This window comes from Streptomyces sp. NPDC051320, assembly GCF_040682175.1.
Classification (GTDB): domain Bacteria; phylum Actinomycetota; class Actinomycetes; order Streptomycetales; family Streptomycetaceae; genus Streptomyces.
Window position 1 is genome coordinate 259,809 of record NZ_JBFBAL010000005.1, and the last position, 22,257, is coordinate 282,065.

Sequence of the window (22,257 nt, forward strand, 5' to 3'; positions counted from 1 at the left end):
GATGAAGACCCCCACCGCATCAGGCGCGACCCTCCGGGACGCCCCCGCGGGCCGCGCTGCCCGGAACTCACCCGGTGACCGCCTGCCCGCCCGCTCCATCAGACGGCATCTGGCGTTCAGCCCCTGGCTGTTCGCGGCTCCCGGCCTGCTCGTCGTCGGCGCCTTCAGCCTCTATCCGTTCTTCAGCACGCTGGTCAACGCCTTCACGGACCGCCGGACCCTCGTGCCGGGCCGGTTCGTCGGCCTGGCGAACTTCCGGGAGCTGATCCACGACGACATGTTCTGGATCGGTCTGCGCAACAGTTCGCTGTACGTCCTGTGCGTCGTCCCGGCGCTCGTCCTCCTGCCGTTGCTGCTGGCGATGCTCGTCCAGCGCCAGATCCCCGGTATCACCTTCTTCCGTTCGGCCTTCTACACCCCGGTGGTCGCCTCGATCGTCGTCGTCGGCCTGATCTGGGTGTGGATGCTCGACGAACGGGGGCTGATCAACTCGCTGCTGGAGGCCGTGGGGGTCGGCCGGATCTGCTTTCTCAGCGATCAGTGGCTTCTGCTGTTCAGCGCCATGGCCGTCACGGTCTGGAAGGGCCTCGGCTACTACATGATCATTTATCTGGCCGCGCTGGCCAACGTACCGCGGGAGCTGCACGAGGCAGCCGCGGTGGACGGCGCCGGGGCCGTACGGCGCTTCATCACCGTCACCGTCCCCGCTGTGCGTTCCACCATGGTGCTCGTGGGCGCCCTGGCCTCGGTCTCCGCCTTCAAGGTCTTCTCCGAGGTCTATCTGATGGCCGGCCCCACCGGCGGGCCGGCCGGCGAGGACACCACTCTGGTGATGCTCGTCCAGCGGGTCGGCACCGGACTGACCGGCCGGGTGGGTTACTCCTCGGCCATCTCCGTCGTCATCTTCGCCGTCACGGTCGCCCTGATGCTTCTGGTGCTGCGCGCCGACCGCAGGGAGGACGCGTGAGCTTCCCGAAGACCACCGACGCCGACGGCCGCCGCATACCGGCCTGGCAGCTCGCCCTCCGCTACACGCTGCTGCTCGTGGTACTTGCGCTGACCGTCGGCCCCTTCCTGTGGCAACTGTCCACCTCGCTGAAGGGCCCGCACGAGGACATTTTCAGTTCCCCGCCGAAGTTCTTCCCCAGCCACCCGACGCTGGACAACTACACCCGCGTCGCCGACACCATCCCGGTGTGGGACTACGCACTGAACTCGCTGAAGGTGGCCACCGCGAACGTGGTGACCAACTGCGTCGGCGCGGCGCTGGCCGGCTACGCACTCGCCCGGATGCGCTACCGGGGCCGCAAGGCGGCGACGCTCGCGTTCATCCTCGCCATGCTCGTCCCCGTCGAGGGCATCATCATCGCCCAGTTCACCACGATGCGTGACCTCGGGCTGAACAACACCCTGATCGGTGTGCTGCTGCCCGGCTCCATCGGCGCGATGAACGTCCTGCTGATGCGCAACGCCTTCCTGCATCTTCCCCAGGAAGTCGAAGAAGCGGCTTTCGTGGACGGAGCCAACGCCTGGCAGCGCTTCCTGCGCATTGCCCTGCCCTCGGTGAGGGGCACGCTCGCCGTCGTCGCGATCTTCGCGTTCATGGGCGCCTGGGACGACTTCCTGTGGCCGCTGATCGTCCTGAGCGACCCGGCGAACTTCACCCTCACCATCGGGCTGAACTATCTGCACGGCACCTTCGCGAACGATGAACGGCTCGTCGCCGCGGGCACGATCATCGCGGTGCTTCCTCTCATCGTGCTCTTCGCCTGCCTCCAGCGCTTCTTCTTCCGCGGCGTCGGCGAAGGCGCCGTCAAGGGCTGAACCCGCCACCGCCCCCGCCCGACAGAACGAGGACCCCCCTTCCGTATGAGCACCTCCGCACTGCCCGCCTCCGTACTGCCCGACACCGCGCCCCCAGTGCCGCGCTTCGGAGCCAACTACACCCCCAGCCAGGGCTGGTTCCACCACTGGCTCGACTTCGATCTGGACGCCGTACGCGCCGACCTGGACTCGATCGCCGGGCTGGGCCTGGACCACATCAGGGTTTTCCCGCTCTGGCCGCTGTTCCAGCCCAACCGCACTCTGATCCGTCCCCGCGCCGTCGAACAGCTCGTCCAGCTCGCCGACGCCGCTGCGGAGCGTGGCCTCGACGTCAATGTGGACGGCCTCCAGGGCCATCTGTCGAGCTTCGACTTCCTGCCCGCGTGGACGCGGACCTGGCACCGGCGGAACATCTTCACCGACCGCGACGTGGTCGCGGCGCAGGCCGCCTACCTGCGGACGCTGGCGAGCGCGCTCGCCGACCGGCCGAACTTCATCGGCATGACGCTCGGCAACGAGATCAACCAGTTCTCCGGCTCTCCGCACCCCGACCCGGACGCCATCACCGCGGAGCAGGCAGGTAGTTGGCTGCGAACTCTGCTCGCCGCCTGCGAGGAGGGCGCCCCCGGGAAGTTCCACCTGCACGCGGAGTACGACGCGGCCTGGTACCACGACGCCCACGCCTTCACCCCCGCCCAGGCCGCCAGGATCGGTGCCGCGACCGCAGTGCACTCCTGGGTCTTCAACGGCACGGCACAGCGGCACGGCCGAACCGGAACCGCCACCGAACACCACGCGGCGTACCTGATCGAGCTGTCCAAGGCGTGGGCCCTCGAACCGCACCGACCGGTGTGGCTGCAGGAAGTCGGCGCCCCGGCGCCGCTGATCCCCGCCGAACACGCCGCCGCGTTCACCGAGGCGACCGTCTCCAACGCCCTGGACTGCGAGGACGTGTGGGGCGTCACCTGGTGGTGCTCCCACGACGTGTCACGTTCGCTGGCCGACTTCCCCGAACTCGAATACGGCCTCGGCCTGCTGACCAACGACCGGCAGGTGAAACCGGCCGGCCGGACCATCGCCCGGCTGGTCGAGGAACGGCGGGAAAGGACCCACCGGCCCGCTCCGCGCACCACGGCGCTCACCGTCGACGCCGGTGGCGACGACACCGCGCCGAACCGCTCGACATGCGCCCCCGGCGGACAGTTCTACGAAGCCTTCGCCCGCCTCACCGCGGACGGGGCCCGCCCCACCGCCGTCCTGGCGAGCCGGGCCGACGACGCGAAGCACCTTGCCGCCCGCTCCATCACCGAGGTACTCAGACCCGACCAGGTCAAGTGACCGCGGCTCCGCCGCTTTTCCCCCAGGCATCGGCACAGCACCGCCGGCCCGCCCCAGCCGCACTCATCCGTAACGGAGCCACCTCATGCATGATGACCGCCACCTGGTCGAAGCCCGTCTCAAGCGGGTGCTCGACGAACGCATACGACCCGCCGTGTACCCGCATGCGGTGCCCTTGGACGTCGCCGTCTGGAACGCCCCGGGAGAGCCCGTTCCCGTCGCCGAAGGCCTCGCCGCGCCGACCGTGCCGGCAGCCGTCGGGGACCGGTGGGGCGCGCCCTGGAGCACCTGCTGGTTCCGGGTGTCGGGAACCGTCCCCGCCGAATGGGCGGGATGCACCGTCGAGGCGCTGCTCGACCTCGGGTTCGACGAGAACATGCCGGGCTTCCAGTGCGAAGGCCTCGTCTACCGGCCCGACGGCACGCCGGTGAAGGGCCTCAACCCACGTAACCAGTGGGTGCGTGTGGGGGCGCCGGCCGCGGGCGGCGAAGAGGTGCTGCTGCACATCGAGGCAGCCTCCAACCCCGTCATTCTCGACTTCCACCCCTTCCTGCCGACCCCCCTCGGTGACCGGGAGACGGCGGGCAGCGAACCGCAGTACACGCTGGCCCGGATGGATCTCGCGGTCTTCGACGAGAACGTGTGGCACCTCGTCCAGGACCTCGAAGTGCTGGGTGAGCTGATGCAGGAGCTGCCCGTCGAGTCGGCCCGGCGCTGGGACGTCCTGCGGGCGATCGGAAAGGCACTCGACACGGTCGATCTCCAGGACGTGAACGGCACCGCGGCCGCCGCCCGTGAGCAGCTCGGCGCCGTCCTGGCCGCCCCCGCCGAGGCCTCGGCGCACCGCGTCAGCGCGGTCGGCCACGCCCACATCGACTCGGCGTGGCTGTGGCCACTGCGCGAGACGGTCCGCAAGGTGGCCCGCACCACGTCGAACATGACGGCGCTTCTGGAGGACGAGCCGGACTTCGTCTTCGCCATGTCGCAGGCGCAGCAGTTCGCCTGGATCAAGGAGCACCGGCCCGAGGTCTACGCCCGGGTCAAGGAGGCGGTGGCAGCCGGCCGGTTCGTGCCGTCCGGCGGGATGTGGGTGGAGTCCGACACGAACATGCCCGGCTCCGAGGCGATGGCCCGTCAGTTCGTGCACGGCAAGCGCTTCTTCCTCGACGAGTTCGGAATCGAGAACGACGAGGCGTGGCTGCCGGACACCTTCGGCTTCGCCGCCGGACTGCCGCAGATCATCAAGGCCGCCGGTTCCAAGTGGCTGCTCACCCAGAAGATCTCGTGGAGCCAGACCAACAAGTTCCCCCACCACACGTTCCAGTGGGAGGGCATCGACGGCACCCGGATCTTCACCCACTTCCCGCCCGTCGACACCTACAACTGCTCGATGAAGGGCAGCGAAATCGCCCACGCGGCGAACAACTTCAAGGACAAGGGGGCCGCACGGCACTCACTGGCACCGACCGGCTGGGGCGACGGGGGCGGCGGCACGACCCGCGAGATGATCGCGAAGGCCGCCAGGATGCGCGATCTCGAAGGATCGGCGACGGTGACCTGGGAGACACCCGCCGACTTCTTCACCAAGGCCGAGGCGGAGTATCCCAACGCCCCGGTGTGGGTGGGCGAACTGTATCTGGAGCTGCACCGGGCCACGCTCACCAGTCAGGCGAAGACCAAGCAGGGCAACCGGCGCAGCGAGCATCTCCTGCGCGAGGCCGAACTGTGGGCGTCGACCGCCGCGGTGCGGGCGGCTGCGCCGTATCCGTACGAGCAGTTGGACCGCGTCTGGAAGACCGTGCTGCTGCACCAGTTCCACGACATCCTGCCGGGATCATCGATCGCCTGGGTACACCGGGAGGCGGAGAAGACCTACGCGGCCGTCGCCGATGAGCTGAACCGGCTGATCGGCGACGCCCAGCGCGCCCTGGCCGGTGACGGCGGGTCGGGCACGACGGTTGCCTTCAACGCGGCTCCGCACGCGCGCGGCGGCGTTCCGGCCGGCGCGGCCGCGATCGTCAGCGGCGAGGACGCCGCAGCAGGCGATGCGAGCCGTCTCGGGACCCGCGAAGGCGGTGGCTACGTACTGGACAACGGTCTGCTCCGCGTGGAGATCGACGGCAGCGGACTGGTCGTGTCCGTGTACGACACCGGTGCCGAGCGCGAGTCGGTGGCGCCCGGCCTGGCGGCGAACCTGCTCCAGATCCACCCCGATTTCCCGAACATGTGGGATGCCTGGGACGTCGACGAGTTCTATCGCAACACGGTGACCGATCTGACGGGCATCGACGAACTCACCCCGCTCGAGCACGACGGAGCGGCCGCAGTCCGCCTCGTGCGCAGCTTCGGTGACTCGCAGGTCACCCAGGTGCTGACGCTCGCGCCGGGCGCGAAGCGGCTCGACATCGACACGGAGGTCGACTGGCACGAGACGGAGAAATTCCTCAAGGTGGCGTTCCCGCTCGACGTCCATGCCGAGCGGTACGCGTCGGAGACGCAGTTCGGCCATTTCTACCGGGCCACGCACACCAACACCAGCTGGGAGGCGGCCAAGTTCGAGGCGTGCAATCACCGCTTCGTGCATCTGGAGGAGCCGGGATGGGGTGTCGCGCTGCTCAACGACTCGACGTACGGCCATGACGTGACCCGCACGGTCCGCGGGACCGACGCGGGAACGACCACCACCGTCCGGGTCTCGCTGCTGCGGGCCCCGCGCTTCCCCGACCCGGAAACCGACCAGGGGGTGCACCGCTTCCGGCACGCCCTGGCACCCGGCGCCGGCATCGGCGACGCGGTCCGCGAAGGCTTCCGCGTCAATCTGCCGGAGCGCCGCGTCGCGGGCGACCGGGAGGTGGCCCCGCTGGTGTCCGTCGACAACGACGCGGTCGTCATCAGCGCCGTCAAGCTGGCCGACGACGCGAGCGGCGATGTCGTCGTGCGGCTGTACGAGTCGACGGGCGGTCGCGCGCGGGTGCGGCTCGGCCTCGGCTTCGACGCCTCGGGCGTGGCGTTGACCGATCTCCTGGAGCGGCCGCTCGAAGGGGCCTCCGTGCCTGCCCTGCAGGAGAACCGGGTGCAGCTGTCGTTGCGGCCGTTCGAGCTGGTGACGCTGCGTCTGACGCGCGGCTGAACCATGCGTCCGGTCCGGCACAGGTGTGCCGGACCGGACCCCGCCGTCGCGGGCGGCACGTCGGCACCTTCGGGAGCAGCACCACGTCTCCACTGGTCTGCACCACTGCCGATCCGCCCAGCTCTTGTCCGCCGTTCCGTTGGGGCCCACGATGGTCGCGACCCATGCATTGTCATGCACTCGCCCAGGTAACGTATCCCCCAGGGAGCTTCCTCATGGACAGGTCCGTACCCCCCACCCCACGCCCCTTAGCCACCCCTTCGCGCCGCGCGGTGCTGCGCGGCGGTCTGGCTTTCGCGGCCGCTGCCACCGCGGCCCTCGGCACCGCGGACAAGGCCATGGCCAGCACCGTCGACCACCCGGGCGCGGTGTGGTCGCCGGCCAGTACCAAGAACTACACGGCATCCAACCGGACCACCAGCTACCCCATCAGCCTCGTCGTCGTGCACGTCACACAGGAGACCTACGCCGACACCGTCCGGCTCTTCCAGGACCCCGCGCACGCCGCCAGCGCCCACTACGTCGTCAGATCATCCGACGGCTCCATCGGACAATGCGTCCGTGAACACGACGTCGCCTGGCATGCCGGGAACTGGAGCTACAACACCCGCAGTATCGGCATAGAGCACGAAGGCTGGGTCGACCAGCCCGGCTACTTCACCTCGGCCATGTACGCGTCCTCGGCGGCGCTCACCGCGGAGATCTGCGACACCTACGGGATCCCCAAGGATCGTGAACACATCATCGGCCATGTCGAGGTGCCGGGGACCGATCACACCGACCCCGGGCCCTACTGGGACTGGACGCGGTACATCCGCCTCGTCAACGGCGGCTGAACCCCCCGGGGGACGGCCAGGAGCGCCGAACGTTCCTGGCCGTCCCCCGCGGCGGGCGAAACACCCGGTACGGCAGACTGGTGTTCCGCCACAGGATGAGCGAGGCGACCGATGGCTTTGCAGATCAGTGCCACCAACCCGGAGCACCCCGCGCTCCTGCTCGAACTGCCCTGGCAGCTACCGCTCGAACAGTGGCCGGAGAAGTACCTGGTGACGTTGCCGCGAGGCATCTCCCGGCACATCGTGCGCTATGCGCGAGCCGGCGCCGACGTGGTCGCCGTCAAGGAACTGGCCGAGCGGCCGGCACTGCGGGAGTACGAGCTGTTGCGCACGCTGGCCCGCCTCGGGATCCCGGCGGTGGACGCGCTGGCGGTGGTCACCGGGCGCACCGGAAGCGACGGGCAGCCGCTGGAGCCGGTGCTGATCACCCGCCACCTTCACGGGTCCCTGCCCTACCGGTCCATGTTCGAGACGACGATGCGGCCGAGCACGGTCCACCGGCTCATGGACGCGCTGGCCGTGCTGCTGGTCCGGTTGCACCTGGCGGGATTCGCCTGGGGCGACTGTTCGCTGTCCAACACACTCTTCCGCCGGGACGCAGGCGCCTATGCCGCCTACCTCGTGGACGCCGAGACCGGCGAGACGCACAGCAGACTGAGCACCGGACAGCGCGATTACGACATCGACCTGGCCAGGGTGAACATCAGCGGTGAAATGCTGGATCTGGAGGCGGCGGGGGCGCTCCACCCCTCGGTGGACCCGATCGCTTTCGGCGTGGAGATCTGCCGGCGATACCACGATCTGTGGAACGAACTGACCCGCACCTCGGTCTATCCGGCGGGTAAATACCACTACATAGAACGGCGCGTGCGCCGGCTCAACGACATGGGCTTCGACGTGGCCGAGATGCAGATCGTCGACTCCGCGGAGGGAGACACGGTCACCTTCGTTCCGAAGGTGGTGGACGCAGGACACCATCAGCGCCAACTCCTGCGGCTGACCGGCCTCGACGCCGAGGAGAACCAGGCCAGGCGACTCCTCAACGACCTCGATACGTGGATGGCCACCCAGGACGACTACGCGCCCGGCGACCCGCTCGGCGCCCGCACCGAGGTGCTGGCCCACCGCTGGGTACGCGAGGTGTTCCGGCCCACGATCCGTGCCGTACCCCTGGACCTTCGCCGCCACCTGGATCCCGCCGAGCTCTACCACGAACTGCTCGAACACCGTTGGCGTCTTTCCGAGCGCACGCAGCAGGACACCGGCTTCGAAGCGGTCGTCGCGGACTTCATCGCCGCCGGCGCACTCAGGCCGTCGGAGTGACGTCGCCGGGCTCGATGGCGATCCGGACTTTGATGCGTTTGCCGACCGGCTCCCGCCGCACCTCGTACCCTTCGGACAACGACAGCACGATCTCCAGCCCGTGCTGCCCGATCCTGCCCGGCTCGGCCACCCGGGCCTGGGGGAGGACCGGGTCGGCGTCCCACACGGTGATCTCCAGAAATCGGCCGTGCAGTTCCAGGTCCAGTACACAGGGGCCGGGAGCGTACTTGCACGCGTTGGTCACCAGTTCACTCACAACCAGCTCGACCACGCCGATCACCCGGGACGACGCCGGAACCCCGCTGACGAAGTGCGCCTCGGCCAGGAAATCAGCGGCGAAGTGCCGTGCGGCAGCGATGGTCTTCGGCTGACCGTCGAAGGCCGCGCCGGCCCGTCGAGCAGACGTCGGAAGTGCCAGGTCTGTCCCGCAGCCCAGTGCCGGTGGATTCATTCGCTTCGTCCCCGTATCGCACGTCCGCACTGTGCGGACGTGCGGTCCTCTACCCCGGATCAGCCCCGGCACTCCCGGTGCGGTCGGAAATGAGGCCGTACGGGGGGTGTCGCGTGTCACAGTGCCGGGGGACCGCTGGGGCGTCGTACGGTCTACGGTCGCCGCACCTCGAACTGGAAACAGCCGTACTCCAGGGCCCGCACGTGCAGCAGCGCCACGTCCGGATCGGCGAAAGCCTCCGCGAAGACCCGGTCGAACCCGGCATCGGCGTTCCCGGGGACCTCGAAGAGTCGACCGCCGACGATGTGCCCCGCGGCGTTGTAGCGGCGGACGGTGCGCAGCGCCCCCTGGCGTGCGAACGGGTAGCCGTCGATGACCGGCGACTCCTTGCATGCGTCGGCATGGATGAAGACGGGCCCGGCCTCGTCATAGGCGCCGGGCTCGGCCCCGGTCGCCGCCGCCCAGCGACGCAGCGGCGCGTAGGACACGAGTGCGATCCGTTCGCCGGGCTCGACGGACCGCAGACAACAGCGCAGCGGGCTGCCCACGCAATCGAGGGGAACGCCGTCCTTCCGCGCGGTGTACGGCTGGGGGGCCCGCCCGAGGTCATCGACGTACCGCAGTTCTTTCAGCGCGGCAGGGGAGATGGGAAGAGGCGTGTACGTAGTGGTCATGGGGACAGCCTGGCTGCCTCCGGGTCGGCCTGCTGGCGGAATCCGGACGCAGAGCTCCGGGCCCCGCGGAGGCGCCGCCCGGCGGAGTGCCCGCCGCGTCACGCGAACCGGCTGGTCAGCCATTCGACCAGGTCAATGATGGTGGCGAAACTCTGGCGTAACATGTTTCGGATAGTCTCCGAGACATGAACCGCACCCTGGACGACGTCGGAAAGGGAGCCCGTCAGCTGTCGTCACCGCCGGGCCCGCCCGGCCGGAGTATTCCTGCCGACCGGGTCTCGTCGCGCCCGCGCGCCGAGCGGGCCCGGCAGATGGCCGACGTGCTGCGGCACCAGATCACCACCGGTCGTTTCACCGACGGCGTCCTGCCCGACGAGCCGAGCCTGGGCCGGGAGTTCAGCGCCTCCCGCAACGCGGTACGCGAGGCGTTGAGCCTGTTGCGCCGTGAAGGGTTGATCACCCGTCGGCGCGGGGTGGGCACCACAGTGGTGATGCCGAAGTACGGGCACGGGCTGGATCGGCTGGCGGGGCTGGCTGAGGTACTGACCGGATATGGCACCGTGACCAACGAGGTCCGGGTGGCGGAGACGGTGAGCGAACTGCCGGCCGCGATCGCCGAGCGGCTGGAGGTGCCTGCGGCGGCGGGCGGAGTTCGTCTGGAAAGGGTGCGGTGGCTGGACGGACTACCGTTGTCGCTGGACACCTCCTACCTCACCGCTGATGTCGGCTCCGGCGTGCTGGCCGGCGACCTGGCAGGCCGCGATGTCTTCAGCCTCATCGAGGAGACCACCGGCTGTCGCCTGGGACACGCCGACATCGCGGTCCATGCGGTCACGGCTGATCCGGACACTGCTGCGTTGCTGGAGGTGCCGGTCGGAGCGGCGATCTTCGCGTTGGAGCGATTGACCCGGCTGTCCGACGGGCGCCCGGTGGACGCGGAGTCGATCCGCATCCGCGCGGACCGGATGGCCCTGCGCGCCACGATGTATCGCGGTCTGCCGCCGGAGCACGGCTGAGCCCGCTGCTTCCTGCGTTGTTCCTGCCAGCCTGCCTCTCCGGGGAGTCGCCGTGTCATCCACCTGTCCCGCGCCACGCTCGATGCGAGCCAAGGCAAGCCGGTAATGGCAGAGCTGTCGATACCGGTGCTGTTCGTGCTGGTCCTCTTCGGGCTCGTCGGTGGGATAGGCATCACCGCCGTCGGCCCAGGTGGAGTGCTCCCCACCATCGGCTTGTTCGCCCTGACCGGACTGTCCCCGGCCGAGGTGGCCGGCACGGCCATCGTCACTCATGTCGCCACCGGGGCGTTGGGCGCTGCGGCCTACACCCGGTCCGGGCAACTGCGCGAACCCGAAACCAGGCGCACAGCGCTGATCCTCGCCGGTAGCGCCTTCGTCGGCACCCCGATCGGTGTCTGGACCAACACGTTCGTGTCCCCGCGTGCCTTCGGGCCGGTGCTCGGGCTTTTCGTGGCGGCTGTGGCCGCACTGGTGTGGTTTCGCGAACGCCGTGGTCCGGCGACGACCCGGTCCCACCCGCCGGCGCTGCTGCCGGCGGGGCTGGGTTTCTCGGTGGCCCTGGCCGCGGGCATCGTCGGCATCGGCGGGCCCATGCTCGCCGTCCCCCTTTTGGTCGCCCTCGGTGTGCCGGCACTTGAGTCCCTCGCCTCGGCCCAGGCACAGTCGATCGTGATCGCAGGCGTGGGAACCCTGGGCTATCTCGTCCATGGCGCCATCGACTGGCCACTGGCCGCCCTGGTCGGCATTCCGGAGCTCGCCGGTGTGCTGCTGGGTTGGCAGATCGCCCACGCGCTGCCGACCCGCAGCCTGAAGAAGCTGCTGATCGTCACTCTCTTCGCGCTCGCTCCCTACCTCGTCCTGCACGGCTGACCCCCGCGTGCTCGGCGGGAGTTGCGAACCGGCTCCCCACGGTTCCTTCGTCACGCGGTGCCGGGCGCACGGTGCCGTTTGTGTGCCCCGCCCGGGGAAGCGAGCGGTGTGGCGCCGGTACGTGTCCAGGTCAGCAGCTCTTCCGCCGTCCAGGACGTGATCACACTCTGCTCCGGGACGCCGCACTCCTCGGCCCGAGCGCATCCGAGGATCTGCCAGGCCAGCTGCCCCGGTGCGTGAGCGTCGGTGTCGATGGCGAAGAGCACGCCTGCCTCAACCGCCCGCCTGATGAGGCGCCTGGGTGGATCGAGCCGCTCGGGACGGCTGTTGATCTCCACTGCCGTGCCTGCCTCGGCGCATGCGGCGAAGACCCGGTCCGCGTCGAAATCTGATTCAGGGCGCCCACGTCCGGAGAGCAGACGTCCCGTGCAGTGCCCCAGGACGTCCGCATGCGGGTTTCTGACCGCCGCGATCAGACGCCGCGTCATCGGCCCGCTCTCCATCCGGAGCTTGGAGTGCAGGGACACCACCACGACGTCGAGCTGTTCCAGCAGCTCGGGTTCCTGATCGAGCGAGCCGTCCGGAAGAATGTCGCACTCGATACCGGTGAGCAGGCGAAACGGCGCCCAGCGCGTATTGAGTTCGGCCACCGTCGTCAGTTGCCGCCGCAGCCGCGCGGGAGAGAGCCCCCGCGCCACGGTCAGCCTCGGTGAGTGGTCGGTGAGCACCGCCCATTCGTGGCCCAGCTCCGCTGCCGTGCGGCCCATTTCATCGATCGGACTTCCACCGTCGGACCAGTCCGAATGCACATGGCAGTCGCCCCGCATCCGGGCAAGAAGACGTTCACCGCCGTCGGTGAGGGGCGCGGTGGACTCGTCCTCCAGCCGTTTCAGGTAGCCGGGCACCTCTCCGGCCTGCGCCTCTCGGATCACTGTGGCCGTTTTCGGCCCGATGCCGCCGACCGCCTCCAGCGACCCGGCTGCCACCCGTTCCGCGAGCTCGCCCTCCGCCATCGCGCCGACCGCGTCGGCGGCCCGGCGGAAAGCCTGCACCCGGTAGGTGGCAGCCCGGGAGCGCTCCAGCAAGAAGGCGATCCGCTTCAACGCGGTGACCGGGTTCATCAGCTCCTCCACTGCCGTCGCAGGCGGCTCCGCGTCAAGTTTCGCTCCGTACTTCCCTGCCCGCACAACGAGACGCGCTTCAGCAGGCACCGCCGGCGCGCCTGGAGGAGGTCCGCGGCTCGCGGTCAGGGCCGGGGTGCGGCTTCTTCGCTGCGGCCGGTTGTTGCCGGCCCAATGGGCTCTGAGCCGGTTCGCCGCGGCGGACGGATCCGGGGGCGCGGGTGACCAGAGCCCCCCAGGCCGTTGACGGCACGCGCGGTGCGGTGGCGGCGGCGCAGCGTGTGATCCGTCGTGGTGCGCAGGGCGCGGTTCCAGTGCCGGACCATGCCGCTCTGGGAGAGGGTGAAGGAGGTGAAGACGCCCAGGATGTAGAGGTGGATCAGGTTGGTGACCGACGCGTGGAAGGCCCAGAGGAGGCCGCCGGCCACGACGGCCAGGGCCACGATGCCGTTGGAGAAGGCGAGGCGGTCCCCGCGGGTGTGGAGTTGGCGGGGGAGATAGCGGTGCTGGGCGAGGATCGACGACAGGAGCAGGAAGCCGTGGCATAGGCCACCGACGACAGCGGGTCCGATGCGAAGATCGGTAGCGCCAGCCGCTTGGGCAGCAGGGTTTCCTGCAGCCCCTCACTGGGCAGGGCCCGTCCGACGACGACCCGCTTGACCACATCAAGAAGTTTTGCCACGTCGGGGAGCGTAAGGGGCGGGCGATGGGCTCGATGGCCGCCGACCCGCCGCCAAACCGGCCGTGCGAGTCCGGCTGCGACCCGCAACCCCCTGCCAGGAGGCCGCGGCGCCGCTCATCGGCACGGCTCAGCGGCGTTTCGGGTTGCCGCACACCCTAACGGAATCCATACGCCGTTCCACCTGATGGACGCCGACGGTGAGGCGGGGCGCAGGCACGGTGGTCGACTCGACGGGCCAGTCTGGCTGTGCCCAATATTTGCCCGACTATGTTTACTTCGCTCAGGCGAGCCCTTAATCTATCCGCAGAGCCACAGGGTCGGACATGAAACGGATCTAAATCAACATGGCCGGACCCCGTCCGTCTTTCGCCACCCACCAGGAGTCGCCTCATGTCTCAGCGCACCGTCGTCATCGCCTCGGCCAGCGGACTGCACGCCCGGCCGGCCTCGCTGTTCGTTCAGGCAGCGGCCCGCCAGCCCGTCAAGGTGACCATCGGCCGCGACGGTGACGCCCCCGTCGACGCCCGGAGTCTGCTCTCCGTCATGGCGCTGGGGGCCCAGTGCGGCGAATCCGTTGTGCTGTCCGCCGAGGGAGCCGGCGCCGAAGCGGCGATCGAGGAGTTGTCACTGCTGATCAGCCGTGACCTCGACGCCTGATCAGGCTCTCGACGGCCGGCAGCGGACCGCGGGCCGTGGTGACACGACGCTCACAGCAACCCCGGCATTCACGGCATCCGGTACTCCTGCTCAGGACGCCCGGTCGCCCCGTAACGCAACTTCATCCGGAGCAGCCCTGCGGTCACAAGACTCGCGAGGTAGCGCTGCGCGGTGGCGCGCGAGACTCCGATGAGCTCGCCGACCTGGCCCGCGGAGAGCGGGACCTCGGAGTCCCGTACCGCTGTCAGCACCGCGTCGCCCGTCACGGTACGGATGGTGGGCCGGCGGACCGGACGGCCGCCCGCCGGGCCCCGCAGCGCACCGTACGTGCTCTCGACCGCACCCTGATCGACCGCCTCCGCATCCGTGAGCTGCCGGAACCTGGCGTATCCCCGCAGCTTCTCCGCGAGCAGCTCCGGCGGGAACGGCTTGATCAAATACGCCAGCGCACCGGCCGACATCGCACGGCGTACCACCGCGCCCTCCGCCGCGGCGCTGAGGACAAAGGCATCACAGTCCAGGCGGCGCAGCAGGTCGATGCCGGAACCGTCGGGCAGATACACGTCGACCAGGGCCAGGTCGACGCCGGCAGCAGCATCCAGCGCCGCACCGGCTGTGTTTGCCGTGCCGGCCACGGTGAATCCGGGCACGCCGTCCACCAAGGAGGCGTGGATTCCGGCGACCCGGAAATCGTCGTCGACGACCAGCACGGACAGTGGCTCGCGGTCCGTCATCGGCTGATCTCCATGACGTCCGGCAGCCGGGCCACGAACACGGCGCCGCCGGAGACCTGTTCACGATCGTTGACCAGACCGCCGCCGGGTGGGCCGCCGGGCTCGGCGAGGTAGACGTCGCCACCCCGCGTCCGGGCGATCTGCCGGGCCAGTGCTAGGCCGATGCCGCGTCCGCCGATGACCGATGCGTGGTTCTTCGTCGACACGCCTTCGCGGAACACATCGTCCGCCAGGCCGTCAGCGACACCGTCGCCGGTGTCGGCGACCGTGATGAGCAGGGTCGTGCCCTCCGTCATGAGTTCCACTTCGACGAGGGAAGCGGTGCGCGCCCCGTGCCGGGCGGCATCGATCGCGTTATCGACGAGGTTGCCGAACACGGTGGTGACGTCCACCGGTGCCGCCACGACGCCGTCGGCCCAGGTCGCGCCCCCGAGCACGATGGTCACGCCGCTCTCTCTCGCCTGGGCGGCCTTCGCGGACAGGAAGGCGCGCAGGTAGGAGTCCCTGACGGCGTCGATGCCGGGCAGGGACTCACCGTGCGGACCGGTGCCGAGAAGCGTCTCGATGTAGTCGGTGGTTTCCGCGAGATGTTCACCGTGGACCAGCGCGGAGATCACATGCAGCCGGTTGGCGAACTCGTGGCGCTGAGCACGGAGCGCGGAACTCATGGCCTGCACCGCGTCGAGCTGGCGGGTCAGCGACTCCACATCGGTGCGGTCCTTGACGGTCAGCAGGGTACCGAGGTCGCGCCCGTCACGTTCGACCGGCCGGGACGAGATCACCAGCACTCGCTCGCCGACGGCCGCCATCACCGGGCTCCCGGCCGGAGCCTGGAGCGTGTCCAGCACCCGTGGAGTCAGCCCGAGGTCACCGACGGCCTTGCCGGGCTTCGCGGTGGTCGCCAGTAGCCGACGCGCCTCGTCGTTGACGATGGTGACCCTTCCTTCGGTGTCGATGGCCAGCACCCCTTCACCGATGCCGTGCAGGACCGCCTCCTGCTCCTGCACGAGACCGGCCAGTTCCTCCGGCTCGAGACCCAGGGTCAGCCGCTTCCAGCGCCCGGCAAGCAGCGCCGAAGCACCGACACCGAGCAGCAGGGCCACCACCAGCCAGCCTAGCCCGCCGAGCAGGACGCGGATCAGCTGGGCCTGTACGTCCGAGACGGCGACACCGGCGTTGGCCTCACCCACCACTCTCTTCGAACCCGGTGCGTACACAGGGACTTTCGCGACCACCTCGTCGCCGAGGTGAGCGTGGTCGCGCGCCATTACCTCGTGCCCGGAGAGCGCGACAGAAGGGTCGGTGCTCACCTTCTTGCCCAGCTGCGAGAGCTCCGGGTGGGCCAGCCTGATTCCCCGGTCGTCGGTGACCACCACGAACAACGAACCCGTACGGGCCCGTGCCGCCTGGGCCACCGTCTGGACCTGGCCGGCGGCCAGCGTCGCAGGAGGAGTGTGCGCCGCGCCGCCCCCCGGGCGGGCGTTCGCCGCCGAATACTGCGCGGCGCCGCGCCGGACGACGGGCTCTGAGGCGACCGTCCGGGCCACCGCCAGTGCGCGCAGCTGGTACTCCCGGACGAGCCGGTGCTCGTTGGAGTACGCGAAGGCGCCGAACGCTGCGGCAAGGGTGACCGCGACGACCGCGCACTGCAGGAGCAGCACCTGCGTTCTCAGCCGCACGTGCCCCTGCCGGCGCACCGACGGCCGCCGGGCGGACGGCTCGAAGATTCTCACCCCGCCGACGGTAACCGGCGCGCGTCCGTGCACAGAACGCGCACAACGTCCAGATCAGAGGTTTCGCGGGTTGCGAGCAGAACCTGGAGAAGCGCGGCGCGCGCCGGATAACTTCCGGGCCGGAACACAACGAGCCGCAAACCAGGAGTTCTTCGATGAAGATAACGCGCACCGAGCCATCCCGGCGTACGACTCGCGCCACCGGAGGCCGGCTGTGACGGGCCACACATGGACGCTCCTGATCATCCTGGCGGCGGCCATCGCAGCACTGATCACGCTGATCAACTCGCGACTGCGGTTCCATCCCTTCGTCGCGCTGATGACCGTCTCGATCGGCGTCGCCCTGGCGGCGGGACTGCCGGCCGAGAAGATCGCCGACTCGCTCGAGTCGGGAGCGGGCAGCATCCTCGGCAACGTCGGTGTGACCCTGGCGTTCGGCGCGATGCTGGGCAGGCTGCTCTCGGCATCGGGGGCCACGGACAGGATCGCGCGGCTGATCGTCGACCGGGCGAGCACCCGGTCGCTGCCCTGGTACATGGCAGGCGCGGCCTTCGTGATCGGCATTCCGATGTTCTTCGAGATCGGTCTGATCGTGCTGCTTCCGCTGATCTTCAGTGTGGCCCAGCGCCTGCAGAGCACCCACAAGGTCAAGGGTTCGCCCTACGTCTATCTGGCCACGCCCGCAATCGCCGCCCTGTCGACGCTGCACGGGATGGTCGCTCCGCACCCCGGGCCGCTGGTCGCGGTGGAGGGCCTGCACGCCAACCTCGGCCTCACCATCCTCGTCGGCCTGGCCTGCGCGATTCCGACGATCATCATCGCCGGACCGCTCTACGGCCGGTGGATCGCACCGCGTCTCGACGTTCGTCCCGACCCGGAGCTGATCGCGAAATTCACCGGTAGCGACCCGACGGCCGACAATGCCCCGCAGGCACCTGATGGGAACAAGGTGCGCACCGGCTGGGCCCTGACCGCGGTGCTTGTCCCCGTTGCGCTGATGTTGCTGCGCACCATCGCCGAGCTGGTGTGCGCCGAGTCCAGCCCGGTGCTCCACGTGCTGACCTTCACCGGCGAACCGGTGGTCGCCATGCTCACCGGATTTCTCTTCGCGCTGTTCGCCCTGGGCTACCGCAGCGACTTGGCGCCGGAGCAGATCCGCTCCTCGCTGACGGACAGCCTCAAGGCCGTTGCCGGCATCCTCCTGATCATCGCGGGCGGCGGTGCGTTCAACCAGGTACTCGAGGACTCCGGTATCGGGAAGGCCGTCGAATCCGCCGCATCCGGCCTGAACATCAACGTGCTGCTGCTCGGCTGGCTGCTGGCCCTGCTCCTCTCCTTCTCGACCGGATCGGCGACGGTGGGGATCGTGGCAGCGACCGGAATCCTGGCGCCCTTGGCGGAGAACGGCAGCAGCCTGCACACCGCGCTGCTCGTCGTCGCCATCGGTGCCGGCTCGATCGGCCTGAACTACGTCAACCACGCAGGGTTCTGGCTGGTCAAGGAGTCCTTCGGGATGACCCTGGGGCAGGCCACGAAGTCGCACACCACGATCCAGACGATCGTGAGCGTCTGCGGGCTGTTGATGGCCCTGCTCATCTCGGTGGTGGCCTGAGACACCGGTCCACGGTTTCGCCCGCCCGAAGCCGTGGACCGTATCGGTGGAGTCCACCGGCATCGACTACGGGGAACTCGATTTCTGAGCCCCGGGTTCTCCACCGTTGACATGGGTCAGGGCCGCTTCATCCGGCTCGCGCCTGGGGAGCGCCTTGAAGACCCACGTCCTGTAGGACCAGAAGCGGAAGAGGGTGGCGAGGCCGATGCCCAGAAACTTGAAGACGTTGCTCTGCAGCCCGCTGTCCCAGCCGAAACCATAGGTGGCCGTGTAGAGAACTCCGTTCTCTATGAGCAGCCCGACCATGCTGAATATCAGGAAGAGAAGCATCTCCGTTGTCTGTTGGCGTTTCCTGCGGCCGCGGTAGGTGAAATATCTGAGCCCCACGTAGTTGAATGCGATCGAAATCAGGGTCGCGATCACGCCGGCCCGAACCACTGGGAAATGACCGAAGTGGCGGCCCAGGTTGAAGAAGACAAGATTGACGATGACCCCCGCGCCACCGACCGCGCCGAATTTCGCGACTTCTTGAGTGAGCTCCCCGGCCGAAGAATGCGGTGCTTGACGTTCGCGCATACGAGTCAACCTCCGTGGTTCGGCGGTCAACAACTCAGTTCAGCTTTCGTGTCAACCATGCACCACCTGCCCGGAATCAACAATTTTGACCCAATCCGTGCTGGTGGACGGGTCGTGATAGGCTAGTGCCTAATCCTATTAGGTAGTACCCTAGTGGCTGAAGCCGAACGAGGAGGGTGATGGCGCGCGCAGGGCTTACTCCGAAGCGCCTGACCGAGGCTGGAGCGGAACTGGCCGACGAGGTCGGCTTCGACCAGGTGACCGTCTCGGAGCTGGCCAGACGGTTCGACGTCAAGGTCGCGAGTCTGTACTCGCACCTCAAGAACTCGCAGGACCTCAGGACCAGGATCGCCCTGCTGGCCCTGGAGGAACTCGCAGACAGAGGCGCCGCCGCCCTGGCCGGGCGGGCAGGCAAGGACGCCCTGATGGCCTTCGCGAACGTCTACCGCGACTATGCCCGGGAACACCCCGGCCGCTATGCCGCCGCCCAGTTGAGACTCGACCCGCAGACAGCAGCCGACAGCGCCGGTGGCAGGCACGCACGGATGACGCGGGCGATCCTGCGCGGTTATGACCTGGTGGAGCCCGAACAGACCCACGCGGTCCGGCTGCTGGGCAGTGTCTTCCACGGCTACGTCAGCTTGGAGATGCAGGGCGGGTTCAGCCACAGCGCCCCCGACGCGCAGGAAACCTGGTCTCGGGTCCTGGACGCCCTGGATGCCCTGCTGCGGAATTGGCCCGCCCCTGACCCGTCGACGTTTTGATCAGCAGACGGCTTCGACCCACAGACGACTTCGACCCACAGACCGCTTCGATCAACAGGACGAGAACATGCACACCAAGGCCGAGTGGATCACCACGCCCGTCACCGCCGAGCTCCTGCGCGGCTGCCTCGACGTGGAGCACACCGCTCATGGCGTGCTGCCGCACCGGTTGCCGGCGCACGCCCGGGCCCAATGCGCCGACGGGCAGCTGGCGATGGCGGAATCCCAGCCCTCCGGCGTACGGCTGATCTTCCGCACCCGGGCCACCGCCCTCGAGCTGGATACGCTGCCCACCAAGCGGGTCTACGCAGGCGCCCCGCCCCGCCCGGACGGCGTGTACGACCTGCTCGTCGACGGCCGCCTCATCGAACAGGCCTGCGTCGCCGGCGGCAACACCCTGACCATCGACATGACCACCGGAAAGACCGAGACCCGGCCCGGCCCGGTCGGCACCCTGCGCTTCACCGGGCTGTCCGACGACATGAAGGACGTCGAGATCTGGCTGCCGCACAACGAGACCACCGAACTCGTCGCCCTGCGCACCGACGCCCCCGTCGAGCCCGCACCGCCGGGGAACCGCCGGGTGTGGCTGCACCACGGCAGCTCGATCAGCCACGGCTCCGACGCCGCGAGTCCCACCACCACCTGGCCCGCGCTCGCCGCCTCCCTCGGCGGCGTGGACCTGGTGAACCTGGGCCTGGGCGGCAGCGCTCTGCTCGACCCGTTCACCGCCCGAGCCATGCGCGACACCGCTGCGGATCTGATCAGCGTCAAGATCGGCATCAACCTGGTCAACGCCGACCTGATGCGCCTTCGCGCCTTCGGCCCAGCCGTCCACGGCTTCCTCGACACCATCCGGGACGGGCACCCGACCGCACCCTTGCTGGTCGTTTCGCCCATCTTCTGCCCGATCCACGAGGACACCCCCGGGCCGGCCGCACCGGACTTCAGCAACCTCGGCGACGGAAGGCTTCAGTTCAAGGCCATGGGCGATCCGGCGGAACGCGCGAGCGGGAAGTTGACGCTCAACGTCATCCGGGCCGAGCTGGCCCGGATCGTGGCACAGCGGGCGGGGGAGGACCCGAACCTCTACTACCTCGACGGTCGGGACCTCTACGGCGAAACGGACTCCGCCGACCTGCCGCTGCCCGACCAGCTCCACCCGGACGCCGCCACACATCGCTGCATCGGCGAACGCTTCGCCGCTTTGGCCTTCGCCCGCGGCGGCTCGTTCAGCCGACGGTCCGGCGGCGCAGTCTGAGGGGCGCGTAGACGACGAGCGCACCGAGGAACGCCGCGTAGTAGGCGAGGTCGGCACCGTGCAGTGCGGCAGCCACCGGGCCCGTGTAGAGGCCGGTGTTCATGAACGGAACCGCTGCGGCGAAGGCGGCGCAGAAGGCCACCAGTGCCGCCCGGCCGGACGGGGAACGATTGCTCCCGGTGGTCAGGCCCACCGGCGCACCCGTCCGCGCCCGGGCGAGCCAGTCCACCAGCACGACGGCCACGAAGCCCGGAATCCAGTAGCCGACGAACAACAGCACGTTCTGGAACCGGGCCGCGGTGTCGGCGGCATGCATCCACAGCACCAGCGGGAAGCCGAGTACGGCGGCGATAACCGCCGCGAGCGGACGCGGGACGCGCAAGCCGATGGTCTGCAGAGCGAGCGAGCCGCTGTAGTCGTTCATCGCATTGCTGCACAGGGCGGCGAGCGCCACGGCCAACAGCCCCAGTCCGCCGAGTACACCGCCACCCAGCAACGCGTCGACACCCCGCGCGGTCTGGTCCGTAAAGACCGACGCCCCCCACAGACCGAGCGTCTGCACGGCGACGAAGGACACACTGACGCCGAGCAGCGTGTACCAGAACATCCGCGGGCGGGACGTGCTGCGCGGCAGGTAACGGCTGAAATCGCTGGCGTACGGCGCCCACGACAGCGCCAGACTCAGAGCGATCGTGCTGGTCAGGACGAACGCACCAACACGGTCGGCCCCATGGACGCTGCCGGCGGCCGCGGGGTGGGCGCTGTGCGGGAGCCTGACGGCCAGGGCGATGAACGCGGCAGCGAGCACGAAGGTCATCAGCTTCTGCAGCCGGTGAATGGCCTCGTATCCCAGCACACCGAGCGCCCCCTGCCCCACCATCATCACCAGCACACCCAGCCAGAACGGCCAGCCGCAGAGACGGGCCAGTGCGTCCCCGCCGAACAGTCCGATCAGCGCGTCCCAGGCCACCGAGGACAGCCACTGCAGTAGCCCCGGCACCGCCACGGACCGGCCGAACGCGAGCCGGGCCAGCGGGAGTTGACCCGCGCCGGTCCGACTTCCCCAGGTACCGAGGTACGCGGTGGGAACAGCACCGACGAGGGTGCCCAGCACCACGGCAAGCAGCGCGGTGGGCAAGTCCAGGCCGAGCGCGATTCCCACGGTGCCGGTGAACACACCGGTCATGGTCAGATTCGGAGCGAACCATACGGTGAACAGCCGCCCAGGACCGCCATAGCGATGGTGCTCCGGCACCGGCGTGATACCGCGCGCCTCGACACGCAGGTCGCCGGGCGCGGCAGGCATCCGGCCGTCGAAGACGGAGCGCGAGCCGGTGTCCGGCGTGCCGCTGGGAGCAGGTGGAAATGACATGTCTGACATCCCTCCGCCAGTGCTAACTGGTTCAGGTTCGGCGGGTGTGATCTCAGCCCCTGGGCGGGGCACCCCGTGTCCGGTACGCCGGTCAGGCTAACGTGCCGCGCCAAGACCTCTGCGCGGAGGGTGTGTCTCGTGCGCCCGTGGTGGGCTGGGGCGCTATGCCCGGGCGAGGGCAACGCCGGACGCGATAAGGGCAGTTGGGAACCGAAGTGGGTCTGCGTCAGGCGTTGACGACCATGTTCGGGGATCCTATGGTCTCCTCGTCCGAAGTTACGTT

Annotated in this window: 19 protein-coding genes, 1 pseudogene and 1 riboswitch; of the genes and pseudogenes, 12 read left to right on the forward strand and 8 right to left on the reverse strand. The window is 69.1% G+C overall.

The window, feature by feature from the left end:
- Position 1 precedes the first annotated feature (1 nt).
- From AB0M87_RS13940 to AB0M87_RS13965, 6 genes are all read left to right on the forward strand, one after another.
- A complete protein-coding gene (locus tag AB0M87_RS13940; protein ID WP_365852340.1) occupies positions 2–967 on the forward strand; it encodes a sugar ABC transporter permease in 966 nt (321 codons plus the stop codon).
- A complete protein-coding gene (locus AB0M87_RS13945; protein ID WP_365852342.1) occupies positions 964–1,824 on the forward strand; it encodes a carbohydrate ABC transporter permease in 861 nt (286 codons plus the stop codon). Before AB0M87_RS13940 ends, AB0M87_RS13945 begins: the two co-directional genes overlap by 4 nt.
- Before the next feature lie 45 nt (positions 1,825–1,869).
- A complete protein-coding gene (locus tag AB0M87_RS13950) occupies positions 1,870–3,162 on the forward strand; it encodes a glycosyl hydrolase (protein ID WP_365852344.1) in 1,293 nt (430 codons plus the stop codon).
- A gap of 85 nt (positions 3,163–3,247) precedes the next feature.
- Positions 3,248–6,292, forward strand: a complete 3,045-nt coding sequence (locus AB0M87_RS13955; RefSeq protein ID WP_365852346.1) for a glycoside hydrolase family 38 C-terminal domain-containing protein — start codon at positions 3,248–3,250, stop codon at positions 6,290–6,292.
- A 215-nt stretch (positions 6,293–6,507) separates the two neighbouring features.
- Positions 6,508–7,128, forward strand: coding sequence for a peptidoglycan recognition family protein (locus AB0M87_RS13960; RefSeq protein ID WP_365852348.1), 621 nt, complete (start codon positions 6,508–6,510; stop codon positions 7,126–7,128).
- Positions 7,129–7,239: 111 nt separating this feature from the next.
- On the forward strand, positions 7,240–8,451 hold the full coding sequence (locus AB0M87_RS13965; RefSeq protein ID WP_365852350.1) for a DUF4032 domain-containing protein: 1,212 nt from the start codon (positions 7,240–7,242) through the stop codon (positions 8,449–8,451).
- On the opposite strand, the gene AB0M87_RS13970 is transcribed toward AB0M87_RS13965, so the two are convergent.
- Together AB0M87_RS13970 and AB0M87_RS13975 are read right to left on the reverse strand one after the other, a co-directional pair.
- Complete coding sequence (locus AB0M87_RS13970) at positions 8,435–8,902, reverse strand: ATP-binding protein (RefSeq protein WP_365852352.1); 468 nt, start codon at positions 8,900–8,902, stop codon at positions 8,435–8,437. The two genes, AB0M87_RS13965 and AB0M87_RS13970, sit on opposite strands and share 17 nt — an antisense overlap.
- 152 nt (positions 8,903–9,054) lie before the next feature.
- Positions 9,055–9,576, reverse strand: a complete 522-nt coding sequence (locus AB0M87_RS13975) for a DUF1203 domain-containing protein (protein ID WP_365852355.1) — start codon at positions 9,574–9,576, stop codon at positions 9,055–9,057.
- 185 nt (positions 9,577–9,761) lie between these two features.
- Here AB0M87_RS13975 and AB0M87_RS13980 point away from each other — a divergent pair, with 185 nt between their 5' ends.
- Together AB0M87_RS13980 and AB0M87_RS13985 are read left to right on the forward strand one after the other, a co-directional pair.
- On the forward strand, positions 9,762–10,592 hold the full coding sequence (locus AB0M87_RS13980) for a GntR family transcriptional regulator (protein WP_365852357.1): 831 nt from the start codon (positions 9,762–9,764) through the stop codon (positions 10,590–10,592).
- 105 nt (positions 10,593–10,697) lie between these two features.
- On the forward strand, positions 10,698–11,462 hold the full coding sequence (locus AB0M87_RS13985) for a sulfite exporter TauE/SafE family protein (RefSeq protein ID WP_365852359.1): 765 nt from the start codon (positions 10,698–10,700) through the stop codon (positions 11,460–11,462).
- A 50-nt stretch (positions 11,463–11,512) separates the two neighbouring features.
- On the opposite strand, the gene AB0M87_RS13990 is transcribed toward AB0M87_RS13985, so the two are convergent.
- Both AB0M87_RS13990 and AB0M87_RS13995 read right to left on the reverse strand, forming a co-directional pair.
- On the reverse strand, positions 11,513–12,583 hold the full coding sequence (locus tag AB0M87_RS13990) for a PHP domain-containing protein (protein ID WP_365852361.1): 1,071 nt from the start codon (positions 12,581–12,583) through the stop codon (positions 11,513–11,515).
- Positions 12,584–12,816: 233 nt separating this feature from the next.
- A pseudogene (locus AB0M87_RS13995) lies at positions 12,817–13,125 on the reverse strand (DNA-binding protein); the annotation flags it as partial.
- A 530-nt stretch (positions 13,126–13,655) separates the two neighbouring features.
- On the opposite strand from AB0M87_RS13995, the gene AB0M87_RS14000 reads away from it, so the two are divergent.
- Positions 13,656–13,922 carry an HPr family phosphocarrier protein gene (locus AB0M87_RS14000; RefSeq protein ID WP_365852363.1) on the forward strand — a complete coding sequence of 89 codons (267 nt, stop codon included), beginning with the start codon at positions 13,656–13,658 and terminating at the stop codon, positions 13,920–13,922.
- A gap of 68 nt (positions 13,923–13,990) precedes the next feature.
- On the opposite strand, the gene AB0M87_RS14005 is transcribed toward AB0M87_RS14000, so the two are convergent.
- Both AB0M87_RS14005 and AB0M87_RS14010 read right to left on the reverse strand, forming a co-directional pair.
- On the reverse strand, positions 13,991–14,656 hold the full coding sequence (locus AB0M87_RS14005; RefSeq protein WP_365852365.1) for a response regulator: 666 nt from the start codon (positions 14,654–14,656) through the stop codon (positions 13,991–13,993).
- Complete coding sequence (locus AB0M87_RS14010; RefSeq protein ID WP_365852367.1) at positions 14,653–16,389, reverse strand: sensor histidine kinase; 1,737 nt, start codon at positions 16,387–16,389, stop codon at positions 14,653–14,655. Before AB0M87_RS14010 ends, AB0M87_RS14005 begins: the two co-directional genes overlap by 4 nt.
- Before the next feature lie 214 nt (positions 16,390–16,603).
- Here AB0M87_RS14010 and AB0M87_RS14015 point away from each other — a divergent pair, with 214 nt between their 5' ends.
- Entirely contained in the window at positions 16,604–18,001 is a 1,398-nt protein-coding gene (locus AB0M87_RS14015; RefSeq protein ID WP_365852369.1) for a gluconate:H+ symporter, read from the forward strand.
- A 66-nt stretch (positions 18,002–18,067) separates the two neighbouring features.
- Here AB0M87_RS14015 and AB0M87_RS14020 read toward each other — a convergent pair whose 3' ends face one another.
- The gene (locus tag AB0M87_RS14020) at positions 18,068–18,577 is read right to left on the reverse strand and encodes a GtrA family protein (protein WP_365852371.1); all 510 of its coding nucleotides are present in this window, start codon (positions 18,575–18,577) and stop codon (positions 18,068–18,070) included.
- A 179-nt stretch (positions 18,578–18,756) separates the two neighbouring features.
- On the opposite strand from AB0M87_RS14020, the gene AB0M87_RS14025 reads away from it, so the two are divergent.
- Together AB0M87_RS14025 and AB0M87_RS14030 are read left to right on the forward strand one after the other, a co-directional pair.
- A complete protein-coding gene (locus tag AB0M87_RS14025; protein WP_365852373.1) occupies positions 18,757–19,341 on the forward strand; it encodes a TetR/AcrR family transcriptional regulator in 585 nt (194 codons plus the stop codon).
- Between the two features lie 67 nt (positions 19,342–19,408).
- Complete coding sequence (locus tag AB0M87_RS14030) at positions 19,409–20,602, forward strand: GDSL-type esterase/lipase family protein (protein WP_365852375.1); 1,194 nt, start codon at positions 19,409–19,411, stop codon at positions 20,600–20,602.
- On the opposite strand, the gene AB0M87_RS14035 is transcribed toward AB0M87_RS14030, so the two are convergent.
- The gene (locus tag AB0M87_RS14035) at positions 20,574–21,974 is read right to left on the reverse strand and encodes a cytosine permease (protein WP_365852377.1); all 1,401 of its coding nucleotides are present in this window, start codon (positions 21,972–21,974) and stop codon (positions 20,574–20,576) included. The genes AB0M87_RS14030 and AB0M87_RS14035 overlap by 29 nt on opposite strands.
- A riboswitch (TPP riboswitch) is annotated at positions 21,966–22,060 on the reverse strand. (Overlaps the previous gene by 9 nt.)
- Positions 22,061–22,257: the final 197 nt, after the last annotated feature.